The sequence below is a fragment of the Romboutsia sp. MSSM.1001216sp_RTP31141st1_G3_RTP31141_220114 genome (assembly GCF_039031195.1).
In the GTDB taxonomy this organism is placed as follows: Bacteria; Bacillota; Clostridia; order Peptostreptococcales; family Peptostreptococcaceae; genus Romboutsia_C; species Romboutsia_C hominis.
In genome coordinates, this window is record NZ_JBCIUO010000028.1 from 1 (window position 1) to 11628 (window position 11628).

An 11628-nucleotide genomic window follows, 5' to 3' on the forward strand; every position below is an offset into this window, starting at 1 on the left:
GTAGTTCTCTTATTCGCTTTATTTCTTGATAATTTGCCTCGAAAAATAAACTTTCATCATTATCACCAGTTATATACTTAGTTATCTCTTTCAAAGTTTTTTTCTTTTTAGCTAATTTCCTTTTCTTATTATGTCTTCCCTCTTTCACGTGTAACCTCCTTCCATTTATCTATATTTTATTTTATAAAAAAAATATAAATAATAGCAATTAATAATAACTATTTATATTTATTATTAATTGCTAATTCTATATATCTAAACTAAAATAGATTTTAATTTGCTTACAAATACTTTAGAGAACACATTTTGAGATACACCTTTAGATACTAGTTCAAGTAACTTATCCTCAGTTAAATCAACAGGTCTAGGTATAAAAGCTTCTTCTTGAAATACTCCCCTTCTTGTTATGTCTTTATAATAAGCTAATCTTATTTCTTCTTGATTTAATCCCTTTATAAATATTTTTTCAATACTGTATACCTCACTATTTTCTCTTATCTTAGCTTGTTTTAATATCTTACAATACTTTGTTTCTATTACTTGTGATTTACTCATTTTCTTACTCCTTATATATAAAAATAACGTGATTTTAGAGTTTTATTTACTGTAAAATCACGTTGTTTAAATTACTTATTTACTTTTCAATTGGGTCTATCTTACCTAACTTAAGCAATATCCAATATATTATATAAATTGCTCCTATTATTATTAAACCATAGAATCCTATTTTCAATAATAATACTACTATTTTGCCTGCTCCTCCAATAATGAACTCAAATAATGCATATACTGCACAATAGCATAGCAGGAATGTAAATCCTATAGGTAAACATCCATAATAATATATATTAAATATTTTATTTATTCCTATGAATAGTCCTATGGCTAGTACTAATACTAAACATTGTAGTAAAAAATCTATTATCCCTATCATATTTAAGTTTCTCCTTATTATTTATTTTTAGTTTTTTATACATTCTTCTATTAACTTTAAATCTTCTTCATTCGTAATTTTAAATAGTTCTTTTGTTTTTCTTATTGCTTTCTTTTTTGTATCTTCTGTTATATATATTGCAATTGCTCCTAATGCTACTGTTATTGCAGTTAAATCATCTCCATATCCAACAACTGGGATAGGGTCTGAAACTAAATCGATAGGTGCTATGAAATAACCTAATGCTCCTAATATAGTTGCTTTAGCCTTTAATGGTATATTTGGGTCTTGTAGTGCATAAAACAATAACAATACTCCATATATTACTGATATTCCAGCTTTTGAAAATACATCTTTTATTTTTTCAAATAATGAATCTTTTGAATACATACTTATATAATTAAACTTACTCATAATCTTAATCCTTATTTTCTATTGTTTTCAACTCATATTTATTCATTAATATTTTTATCCATCCTTCTGTGTACCCAAGTTCTCGACACATCTCCTTTAAAGTTTTTTTACCTTGATTTTCTTGTATGTATTTTTCTATGTACTCGCTGGAATATAGTTTCATAGGAAATGTTACTTGTTGTCCTTTGTAATACTTATGTAGTCGTCTTACTATTTCTTCTCCTAATATGTCTACCATATCAGCATATATTCCCTTGTAGTATTTTTTATCCTCTTTCATATTCCACCTCCTTTTAGCACCTTTTTAAATAATAACCATTATTTTTTTTAATTTCATTCTGATTTTCTCTTGTAAAATCTTTTTTAAAATATACAAAAATAGACGTGACTCCGTATTTTTACGAAATCACGTCTTATATATCTTTATTTGAATATTTATACATTGTTCCATTACCCAATGTAAAAGAATATTGTGGACATAATTCTAAAGCTTCCTCTATATTCACATTATCAACAATTTCTTGTATTATTTCCTCTTTAGTAGCTTTATTTATCCACATTTCAATTATAGTTTCTTTGTCAAATAACTTATCCACATAATATTCCTGTTCAAGTCTTTCTTCTAGTGTTTCCTTAGCATAATCTTTTAAGCCCTCTTCCATTCTGTAAATTATATATTCCTCTAATTCTACATAACTATTTATTTTAAGTTCTTCTATATATTCTTTTACTTTTTTTACATCTATTTCTCCTATTTTTAGATTATGCCAAGCAAAAAATATTACTATGTCTTTATCTAGTTCCTTTTCGTTTTTTTCCTCAATTAGCTCTTTTAGCTTATTTTGATTATCAATTAGGTATTCTTTTAATTCCTCATCTTTTAGAGTCTCCATTATTATTTCTATTTTAGTTTTTGTATCTTCATCTATACCATTATATTTTTCTATTAAAACCTTTAATTCTCTAAAAAATAATTCATTTAATATATCTGAATTTTTATTTATCATCATGGCTTTCTCCTTGCTCTTTAGTATTCATGACTGAACATCATAGTACTATAATCCCCACTATCAATTACATATATCTTCATTTCTTTTTTTATCCCAATGTTTTTTATTAGAATAGTCTGCGTGAATTCGGGGATTTCTTGTTTATGTTTTATTCCCAACATTTGTTGACCTTGTTCTTTTAGCTGAAACACTTGTAAGTAGTCTTTCTTTACCTTTAGTTCTTCAATCATATTCCACATTAGTAGTTGTATCTCTACTGGAACCTTCTCTGCTACTTCTCTTGTTAAGTATCTTTGTTTTGAAAACATAACCTATTCCCTCTCTATCCTTCAATTATATGTCTTAGTTTTTTATGACAAACTACTATTATTGAAAAATCACAACTCAACAAAAATAAAGCTAAAATGTATTCAGCTCCTTTTATATCATCTATAAATTCTGCTGTAAGTCCTTTTAACTTTTCTTCTTTAAAAAGTTCTATATTATCTTCATCTAAAAATACTACATAACCTCCTAAATCATCTTCTGTTCTTTCTTTTCCATAATGTCTTTCTAATATTATTAGATTATCATTTATCACTTCCTTTACTTGTTGTGGTAGTTCTTTGACTAACTCTAAGTCTTCCTCTTTCCAAATATAAATTGCCATCTTATTTCCTCCTTATATTTTTGTACACAAAATGAGGTATATGTAGCTTACATTGCCACATATACCTCACTACGTATTTCATTATTATTATATATATTTATTATTTATTTCGTTTCAGTTTTCATTTATAAAACAACTTATAACTCATTACTACTCCTACATCTTATTTTCACAAATGTTTATTACCATTGTATCTTCCTCCTTATTTTGAAAACAAAATAAGCTAGATGAAGTATTTTTCCTCATCTAGCTTTTATCATAGTTATAATATATATTTAAAATTAGTTTTTGATACTGTATATTTTCTATAATATTCTATTTAGCTTGTACAATATATTTTTTTATAATATTATTGAATTAAAATATTTAAGGAGATGATATTGATGAATTGGGAATTATTCGAAAAAGAATCCACATCTTATTTAAATTCTACATTTGGAAATGATAGAATTTCATTCCAACTTCAGGGCTCTCATGATTCTACTGTAGCAGATATTAAAACCTATATAGATGGTAATTTTAAATTTTCTATAGAGGTAAAAAAGAAATCTGCACAAAGTGGACAGTTTGTACTTTTAGATAATGGAAATCAATTTATTTATAGTCCAAAGAATAAATCTGATATAAATGAATTTTCTAGATTAATTCTTGAATATATGAATAAAAATTATAGTACATATAGAGATGTGTCTACTAATGCTTTAGAGATTGCTCTTCCACAAAAAATATTTGAGTCTTGGATAAAAAATCACTATTTAAATAAAGAAGTTAAGTATATAATTACTAACAATGATAGTAATTATATCATATTCCCATTAGACAAGTATGGTGAATATTTTAATATTAAAGCAAACTTTAGAATTAAAGGTAGTGGCTCTAGTAATATGCCTAAATCTGACCAAGAAGTTTTCTCAAATTTAATTAAGGATAAATATTGTGATAATGAAATTACTTTCGATGGTAAGAAAGCTTATTGTATAATTGATACAGATATTCCTGACAAATCTAAAATTTTCTGTAATAAGAATAATCGTAGGTACCAACTAAATAAGATTTCACCTAAAAAATATGAAATTCGTAAGTTGTCTAATACAAGAAATGCAAATGTTATTTTCTCAATAGAGCTTATTGCAAATCAGTTTGTTGATGACTTAAATAAATTTAAAAGTGAGTTTAAGTAATCCTTATATATAAAAAGTAAAGGATGTGAAGTTATTTCTACATCCTTTATTATCTCATCAAATCAAATGCTATTTGTTCAAATGTATTAATCTCATTGGTGTTATTTTCGTAAACTATTGTATCTCTTCGATCCGTATTACTATCTATAGTCATATCTCTTAACTCTTCCAAACTACAAATTTTTCTAAGTATACCCTCTAAAACTGGAATTGCAACAGTATTTCCTAACTGTTTATACACTTGTGATTTTGTTATGCTATTTGGAAACTCAAATTCTTCTGGATATCCTTGTACCCTTAAACATTCTCTTGGAGTTAATTTTCTTACATGACCATTAACTAAATATGCACCAGTTCTAGATCCTGAACCTCCTCCTTGTGCTGACAATGTTATTGCATGACCTTTTATACTATATATTCTATCACCCTGACCACCCCTATTTATAGTCCCAATTCTTATAGGTTGGTTTTTTACTGTACTTTCTAATTTTGTTATCTCTTCTTCTGTCTTAAATACGATATCATTTCTATTTATATGGTAAGATTCATCTACTAAACTTTCATCTTCAAGAATATCTGCTAAGTGAGTTTCTTCCCTAATACCTCTCGGGAATTCAAATGTTCTAACATTTAATCTGTTGTGAAAAGCTACAAAATATATTCTTTTACGAGCTTGTGGTACTCCAAAGTCACTAGCATTTAATATTTCATAAAACACTTTATATCCTGATTGTTCTAACATTTGACTCATGGTTTCTAATGTATTTCCATTTGCATGTCCTCTTAAATTTGATACATTTTCCAAAAATACAATACTCGGTTGATGTAAATTTATTATTCTTATTATTTCAAAAAACATGGTTCCTCTAGCATCATCAAACCCCAGTTGATTTCCACTTATACTAAATGGTTGACATGGAAAACCTGCACACAAAATATCATGTTGAGGTATATCCTCCTCTGGAATTTTAGTTATATCACCATACAATATATCCGTATTTTCTATATTCTGAATATGATTATGGATATATGTTTCTCTAGCGTATTTATCTATTTCACTAACAAATACACAGTTCGCATTATACTTAGTTAAAGCGATGTGAAAACCTCCCATACCCGCAAATAAATCTATAAAGTTTATATTGTCATTAAATACCCTTGTCATAATTTAATCTCCTTGATTTTATATTTTAAGGACACTAAATTCTCAATTATTATTTATCCTTAATTTTTATATTACAATTTCAAAATCGTGCTCCGTTACTTGTGATACGGTTCATTATTATTTATTCTAAACGCTCTATAAACTTGCTCTAAAAGTATAAGTTTCATTAACTGATGAGGGAAAGTCATCTTAGAAAAAGATAATTTATAATCAGCTCTCTTCAATGCTTCTTCACAAAGCCCTAAAGAACCTCCTATAACAAAAGTTATATGACTATTACCTCTAACAGCTAACTTGCTCATAGTATCTGCTAATTCTTCAGAAGATAAATTCTTTCCATCAATAGCAAGTGCTATAACATAACTATTACTCTTTATTTTTCCTAGAATTTTTTTACCTTCCTTTTCTTTAACTATTAACATGTCCTTTGGGCTTAAGTTTTCTGGACATTTTTCATCATCTAATTCTATTAGATCTAGTTTACAATACTTAGATAATCTTTTTGAAAATTCTTCTATTCCTAATTTTAAATACTTTTCTTTTAATTTACCTACGCTAATAACCGTTATATTCATAAGAATTCTCCTTTATTCTCTTTATTTATGTCTTTGTAAGTAATATTTATTTAACTTTGTATATATCTGAAACTTCTTCCCTTAATAAAACATCTAAATTAACATCTTGTCCAACTATTATATCATTTTGAGTAAGTATACTCTTAGATGTCTCATATGCTAGTTCTGGGAAGTTATTTTCTTTACTTAAATGAGCTAATAATATTCTTTCCGTTCCGTTATTTATAAGCTCAACACAGAATTTAGCTGCATCTTCATTTGATAAATGCCCTTCCTCTGACATCACCCTCTTTTTTAATGAGTATGGGTAAGACCCCATCATAAGCATATTAGGGTCATAATTTGATTCTAATATTACTAATTTTGATTTATATAAATGTCTTCTTATATTGTCATCTATATATCCTATATCTGTAGCTATAGACATCTTATCATTCCCTGTGTAGAAGTTGTATCCTACTGCGTCCGATGCATCGTGTGGTATTGAAAATGGTCTTATTACCACATCTCCTAAAGAGTAAGTTTTATCATTTTCAAATACCTTCATATTGTTACTTTCTATATTTCCTAATTTATCTTTCATAGCACACCATGTTTTTACATTTGCAAATATAGGTATATTATATTTTCTAGACATTATCCCTGCACCTTTTATATGGTCTGAATGTTCATGAGTTATGAATATTCCTTTTATTTTTTCCATGTTTATTCCTATATCATCAAGTCCTGTTGTTATTCTCTTTCCACTAAGACCTGCATCTACTAATATTCCTGTATCTTTATACTCTATATAATGGCAATTTCCGCTACTTCCACTTCCTATTGAACAGTATTTTAGCATTTATTCACCTCGTCTTCTCATTGTCATAGATTATATTATACCAAAAAACTCAAGCATTAAATAATTATTTAATGCTTGAGTTAAAATTTACTTGTATTCTTTTATAATTTTATCTATATCTACACCTTTATCATTCCATAACTTTACAAACTCTGCACTACTTACATTTTTGTGCATATATGTAGAGTAATATTCCTTTAAAGTATCAAAAAATACCTTATCTCCCACTTCTTTTCTTACTTCATGGAAAGCTAAAGCCCCTTTAGTATACACATTTAAACTATATTCAATTGAGTTTGAATACCCTGTTACTGGTTTAAATATATCTTCACTACGATAGCTTCTAGCCTGTAACTCCATATTGTCTATTAATTTTTTAGCTAGTTTATCTCCATATTTTTTTTCAAAGTATAATATTGTAGAATACTCTGTTAGTGCTTCATCTATCCAAGGTTCACTTATTTCATTATTTCCAACCACTGAATACCACCATTGGTGCGCTGTCTCGTGTGCAATTACATATTCTAATAAAAACTTATCTCTCTTATTATACAAGCTTTGATCTATCATTATTAAAGTTGGGTATTCCATACCTCCTATAAAAAAGTCGCTTGCTATTACAGAGTATGTATCATATGGATATTTCCCAAATAATTCACTAAATATCTCCATAGAACTCTTTGCGATATATGTAGCATCTTTAGATAATTCTTCATTTAAATTATATGTATTAATATTCACTTCATTATATTTATCACTATCAACATGAAACTTATCACTTAAAATAAAAGCGAAATCTCTAACTTGTCTTGCTTCTACTTCATAAAGAGTCTTATCACTATCAGATGTCTCCTTTACTACCTTCCCTGTGCATCCCATTTTATACTTTTTAGGCAAAAGTATCTTTAAATAGAAGTCGCTTGTATCACTATAAAATGGATCACCTACTGTTTCATAACTATTTAAATTCCATCCGTTGGCATCATTGACACTAGCTATTGGAAACCAATTGGCTACATTTACTGTGTTTTCTCCATACCCAAATCTACCTTGTGAATTAGGTATTTTAACATTGTATTTCATATCTATAGATACTTTATTTCCTGGCTTAATTGGATTTTTTAATTCAACCTCTAGTATATCATTCTTATCACCACTTACCTTATAGGCCAATTTTTTACCATTATTTAGTATGTTTTTTAAATCTATATATCCTTCATTAAATCCATTTGGATATGCTTGTTTCATTTCAGATTTTTCAAAAGGTGCAAATTCACTCTTTGAAAAGGCATTTGGATATATATGAAAATATAATTTGTCTAAAGTGCTTTTTGTATTATTTACATACTCTATATTTTGGTTACACATTAAACGTTTACTTTCATCATCGAAGACTACATCTATTGTATATCTATTAATCTCTTTTTCATTTGCTAGGTTAGCTGAAGGTATTCCTTTTTTATCATTGTAAAAATATACTCCTCCACTGGCTACTAAAACTAATGCTATTATTCCTACTGATAATAGCTTTCTTACTCTTTTAGTAAAGTTTATTATCAAATCTTCTCCCCCCTGTTTTACATGAATAATTTAAAAGTTTTTTTGCAAGATAAATTTATATAGCTTTTTATGATATAATTCTTCTTGATAATTATGTAGGCTACATTTAATATCACATTTTTATGATATAATTTAAAGCGAGGTGATAAAATGTTTTTTAAAGAACCTAATGAGGTTGACTTAGGTGATACATCCATTCCAAATATCTTTATAGATATATTTATGCCTATGGCGGACGGGTTATACGTTAAAGTTTATCTCCTTGGATATAAAAATGCTTGTGACCCAAGTTCTAATCCTAAGTTTAACAATAATTCTATTGCAAAAGACTTAAATATCCCTCTTTCAGATGTGTTATCAGCATGGAAGTTTTGGGAAAGCAAAAATATAATTAAAATGCACAAAAACGAAGGCCTTGATGAATTTGATTATTCTGTTGAGTTTTTAGATTTAAAGAAACAGTATATAGAAAATACCACTGTTAATACTAAATCTATTAAATCAAATACAGACTCTATCGTTTCTGTTGCTGAAAACCCAAGCATTAGAAAGATGTTTAACTCTATAAATCAAATTGTAGGCAGACATCTTGACCCAGGTGAAAAAATTAGTATTTTAGATATAATGAATAAATACAATATGAATCCAGATATGATTGTTTATGCTTATGAAAATGTAAAAGAAAGAACTGGTTCTTCCAAGCCTGTTAAATATATTGAGAGTATAATTAGAAACTGGTATGATAGCAACTTATATACTCCTGATGATGTTAAGGTTAGTTTTAATGCTAGAAGTGAAAGATATACGATATACAAAACTATATTTAATGAATTAGGATTCTTTAGACAGCCTTCTAGGTCTGAAAAAGAAACTATGGATATATGGTTAGATCAATTTAATATGGATATTGAATTAATTCTTGAAGCTTGTTCTAAGTCCAAAAATATTTCTAATCCTTCTATAACATACATTGATGGTGTTATTAAAAGTTGGAATAATAAAAGCATAAAAAATCTTCAAGATTTAAAGATACAAGAAGAATCAAGAAAATTAAAAGAAAATGTTGGTAAATTTTCCTCTAATAAGACTTCCGAAAATTATAAAAAGACTAAGTTCCATAACTTTAATGAGACATTCACTCAGTATAGTCCAGAGGAATTAGATAGAATTATCGAAAAAAGTCAGAAGGAAAAATTTAGGTAGGTGATTAGATGAACGAAAGTAAAATAAGAGAGATCCTGCTAAAGTACGAGCAAAAAAGAGATGCAGATGAACTTGACTTAGAAAAGAGAAAAAAAGAACTTTATACTCGAATACCAGAAATTCAGCATATAGAAGATGAGATTAGTAAAATTGGACTTAAACTAGCTAAGGCTGTTTTACTTGACCCTAATTCAAGAGAAAAAATAGTAAAGGAATCTAAAGAACAAATGGATACTCTAAAAGCTAGAAAATCTCTTCTTTTAAAAACTCATGGTATACCTGAAAATTATTTAGAGATGAAGTATGATTGTAATTACTGTAAAGATACTGGTTTTACACCAAATGGTGAAAAATGTAGTTGTTTTAAGCAGGAAATAATCAATGAAGCTTACAAAATGTCTAATTTAGATAGAGTTTTAAGTAAAGAGAATTTTGCCAATTTCAATTTTGATATATTTTCACCTGTAAGACCTGAAGGTGCTGGTATATCACCTAGAGAAAACATGCTTGATATATTCTCTATTTGTGAAAAATTCGTATTAGATTTCGATAAAGATAATGGTGAAAATTTACTTTTCTATGGTTCTACTGGATTGGGAAAAACTTATATGTCTAACTGTATTGCCAAAGATTTATTAGATAGAGGATATGTAGTTATATATCAAACATCTTTTAAAATCCTAGAAATTATTGAAGACTATAAGTTTAGAAGAGATCCTAATAATAAAATGGCTAATGAAAATTATAAAAATCTATTCGATTGTGATTTATTGATAATAGATGATCTTGGAACTGAACTAAATAATTCATTTACAAGTGGTGAAATTTTTAATATAGTTAATACTCGATTGGTATCTGGTAAAAAGATAATAATCTCTACAAACTTATCACCTAATCAAATAGGAAAAACTTATACTCAAAGAACTTTATCTAGAATATTAGATAAGTTTAGGCTTATAAAGTTTGTTGGTAATGATTTAAGATGGGAAAGATATAAATAGGAGAAAAATATTATAATATTTTTCTCCTATTTTAGTATTATTTATAGTTAATTCTGATCATTTTATTATAGAATTTTTTATAATTACTATTTAGATTTCTTTTTGCTTTTTATAAATAAAGATGCAATTAAACCAAGTAATGATATAACAGCTACGCCTATAAATAAGTGAGCATAACCTTGATTCATAGTGTATTGATACGCATTTTCTATGGCTGGTTTAGCTTTATCTAAACTTGTTAAGTAATTACTTTTTAATGCTGCAAAATCCATATTAGGATTTACTGACATAGCATGTTGTATACCATTGAGCATAGACATCATAAAAGATTTAACTGTTTCAAATATATTAGTAACATCTGCATTTTGTAATTTATTCATCATATCTGCTGATGCTGTACTACTTCCTAATGCACCTCCTGTTATCCCTTGTATATGTGGCATTACTTTTTCTATTGCACCTGGTACATTTCTGCCTGCATCTGATACGAAGTTTATCAGTAAGTTAGGTGATATAGCTACACCTATAGAGCGAAGTAATGAAACTGTTGATTGCCCCATTGATATTTCTTCTGGTTTAACTAAACTCATCATTAAATAATTTACAGGTGTTCCCATGGTAAATCCCATACCTATGCCCATAAATACTAATCCTATAGTTAAGTTTGTGAAATTGGGATGATTTGCAGTTATAACTGCCTGATATAATACACCGAATATATTAGCTAAAAATCCTAGTAATAATAATCTCTTAACACCAAATTTATCTATAAACTTACCACCAAGTGGAGCTGATATACCAGTAAATACAGCAAATAAAGTTACTATATAACCACCACTACCTCTTTTTAATTTTAATACATTTTCAGCAAATTGTGGTAAAAATACAGTACTCATAAGTCCACATCCCACTATAAGACTTATAAATAAAGTTAATGCTATTTGCTTATTAGTAAAGAAACTTAAGTTTAAGACAGGGTCTTCTGCTCTTTTTTCTATATATATAAATATTGGAACCATTATTATAGATATTAATAAATATGGCCAAACATCTAATGTCTTAATTGAATTTCCAAAATCATAGAATTTAAGATTT

General features: G+C 27.4%; 15 protein-coding genes. 3 read left to right on the forward strand and 12 right to left on the reverse strand.

The genetic code is table 11. The annotated features are described in order from the left end of the window. Window positions 1-255 precede the first annotated feature (255 nt). From ABCP60_RS14940 to ABCP60_RS14970, 7 genes are all read right to left on the reverse strand, one after another. Window positions 256-555 (reverse strand): hypothetical protein, encoded by a 300-nt coding sequence (locus ABCP60_RS14940; protein WP_343102053.1) that lies wholly within the window; start codon window positions 553-555, stop codon window positions 256-258. Window positions 556-634: 79 nt separating this feature from the next. Next, window positions 635-934, reverse strand: coding sequence for a hypothetical protein (locus tag ABCP60_RS14945; RefSeq protein ID WP_343102054.1), 300 nt, complete (start codon window positions 932-934; stop codon window positions 635-637). 27 nt (window positions 935-961) lie between these two features. Beyond that, the gene (locus ABCP60_RS14950) at window positions 962-1348 is read right to left on the reverse strand and encodes a YkvA family protein (RefSeq protein ID WP_343102055.1); all 387 of its coding nucleotides are present in this window, start codon (window positions 1346-1348) and stop codon (window positions 962-964) included. A 4-nt stretch (window positions 1349-1352) separates the two neighbouring features. Beyond that, complete coding sequence (locus ABCP60_RS14955; protein ID WP_243139368.1) at window positions 1353-1628, reverse strand: Mor transcription activator family protein; 276 nt, start codon at window positions 1626-1628, stop codon at window positions 1353-1355. Window positions 1629-1761: 133 nt separating this feature from the next. Then, entirely contained in the window at window positions 1762-2355 is a 594-nt protein-coding gene (locus tag ABCP60_RS14960; protein WP_343102056.1) for a hypothetical protein, read from the reverse strand. 20 nt (window positions 2356-2375) lie between these two features. Continuing rightward, a complete protein-coding gene (locus ABCP60_RS14965) occupies window positions 2376-2666 on the reverse strand; it encodes a DUF960 family protein (protein ID WP_343102057.1) in 291 nt (96 codons plus the stop codon). Between the two features lie 14 nt (window positions 2667-2680). Continuing rightward, a complete protein-coding gene (locus ABCP60_RS14970) occupies window positions 2681-3007 on the reverse strand; it encodes a hypothetical protein (protein WP_343102058.1) in 327 nt (108 codons plus the stop codon). A gap of 383 nt (window positions 3008-3390) precedes the next feature. On the opposite strand from ABCP60_RS14970, the gene ABCP60_RS14975 reads away from it, so the two are divergent. After that, the gene (locus ABCP60_RS14975; RefSeq protein ID WP_343102059.1) at window positions 3391-4188 is read left to right on the forward strand and encodes a hypothetical protein; all 798 of its coding nucleotides are present in this window, start codon (window positions 3391-3393) and stop codon (window positions 4186-4188) included. Between the two features lie 49 nt (window positions 4189-4237). Here ABCP60_RS14975 and dcm read toward each other — a convergent pair whose 3' ends face one another. From dcm to ABCP60_RS14995, 4 genes are all read right to left on the reverse strand, one after another. Beyond that, window positions 4238-5353: a DNA (cytosine-5-)-methyltransferase gene (dcm, locus tag ABCP60_RS14980; RefSeq protein ID WP_343102060.1), complete on the reverse strand. Its 1116-nt coding sequence runs from the start codon at window positions 5351-5353 to the stop codon at window positions 4238-4240. Window positions 5354-5448: 95 nt separating this feature from the next. Beyond that, entirely contained in the window at window positions 5449-5928 is a 480-nt protein-coding gene (rlmH, locus tag ABCP60_RS14985) for a 23S rRNA (pseudouridine(1915)-N(3))-methyltransferase RlmH (protein ID WP_343102061.1), read from the reverse strand. 46 nt (window positions 5929-5974) lie between these two features. After that, window positions 5975-6769 (reverse strand): MBL fold metallo-hydrolase, encoded by a 795-nt coding sequence (locus ABCP60_RS14990; RefSeq protein ID WP_343102062.1) that lies wholly within the window; start codon window positions 6767-6769, stop codon window positions 5975-5977. A gap of 87 nt (window positions 6770-6856) precedes the next feature. After that, the gene (locus ABCP60_RS14995) at window positions 6857-8329 is read right to left on the reverse strand and encodes a M1 family metallopeptidase (protein WP_343102063.1); all 1473 of its coding nucleotides are present in this window, start codon (window positions 8327-8329) and stop codon (window positions 6857-6859) included. A gap of 150 nt (window positions 8330-8479) precedes the next feature. Between ABCP60_RS14995 and ABCP60_RS15000 the strand changes: the two genes are divergently transcribed. Continuing rightward, window positions 8480-9532, forward strand: a complete 1053-nt coding sequence (locus ABCP60_RS15000) for a DnaD domain protein (protein WP_092921645.1) — start codon at window positions 8480-8482, stop codon at window positions 9530-9532. Between the two features lie 8 nt (window positions 9533-9540). Further along, window positions 9541-10533, forward strand: coding sequence for an ATP-binding protein (locus tag ABCP60_RS15005; protein ID WP_092921647.1), 993 nt, complete (start codon window positions 9541-9543; stop codon window positions 10531-10533). Window positions 10534-10619: 86 nt separating this feature from the next. On the opposite strand, the gene ABCP60_RS15010 is transcribed toward ABCP60_RS15005, so the two are convergent. Further along, a partial coding sequence (locus ABCP60_RS15010) for an MFS transporter (protein WP_343102064.1) occupies window positions 10620-11628 on the reverse strand: 1009 nt, incomplete at its 5' end.

What these genes read in the sequence shown, in the direction of transcription:
- ABCP60_RS14940 (WP_343102053.1), bottom strand. Translation starts at nt 555, where the DNA reads ATGAGTAAATCACAAGTAATAGAAACAAAGTATTGTAAGATATTAAAA.
- ABCP60_RS14945 (WP_343102054.1), bottom strand. Translation starts at nt 934, where the DNA reads ATGATAGGGATAATAGATTTTTTACTACAATGTTTAGTATTAGTACTA.
- ABCP60_RS14950 (WP_343102055.1), bottom strand. Translation starts at nt 1,348, where the DNA reads ATGAGTAAGTTTAATTATATAAGTATGTATTCAAAAGATTCATTATTT.
- ABCP60_RS14955 (WP_243139368.1), bottom strand. Translation starts at nt 1,628, where the DNA reads ATGAAAGAGGATAAAAAATACTACAAGGGAATATATGCTGATATGGTA.
- ABCP60_RS14960 (WP_343102056.1), bottom strand. Translation starts at nt 2,355, where the DNA reads ATGATAAATAAAAATTCAGATATATTAAATGAATTATTTTTTAGAGAA.
- ABCP60_RS14965 (WP_343102057.1), bottom strand. Translation starts at nt 2,666, where the DNA reads ATGTTTTCAAAACAAAGATACTTAACAAGAGAAGTAGCAGAGAAGGTT.
- ABCP60_RS14970 (WP_343102058.1), bottom strand. Translation starts at nt 3,007, where the DNA reads ATGGCAATTTATATTTGGAAAGAGGAAGACTTAGAGTTAGTCAAAGAA.
- ABCP60_RS14975 (WP_343102059.1), top strand. Translation starts at nt 3,391, where the DNA reads ATGAATTGGGAATTATTCGAAAAAGAATCCACATCTTATTTAAATTCT.
- dcm (WP_343102060.1), bottom strand. Translation starts at nt 5,353, where the DNA reads ATGACAAGGGTATTTAATGACAATATAAACTTTATAGATTTATTTGCG.
- rlmH (WP_343102061.1), bottom strand. Translation starts at nt 5,928, where the DNA reads ATGAATATAACGGTTATTAGCGTAGGTAAATTAAAAGAAAAGTATTTA.
- ABCP60_RS14990 (WP_343102062.1), bottom strand. Translation starts at nt 6,769, where the DNA reads ATGCTAAAATACTGTTCAATAGGAAGTGGAAGTAGCGGAAATTGCCAT.
- ABCP60_RS15000 (WP_092921645.1), top strand. Translation starts at nt 8,480, where the DNA reads ATGTTTTTTAAAGAACCTAATGAGGTTGACTTAGGTGATACATCCATT.
- ABCP60_RS15005 (WP_092921647.1), top strand. Translation starts at nt 9,541, where the DNA reads ATGAACGAAAGTAAAATAAGAGAGATCCTGCTAAAGTACGAGCAAAAA.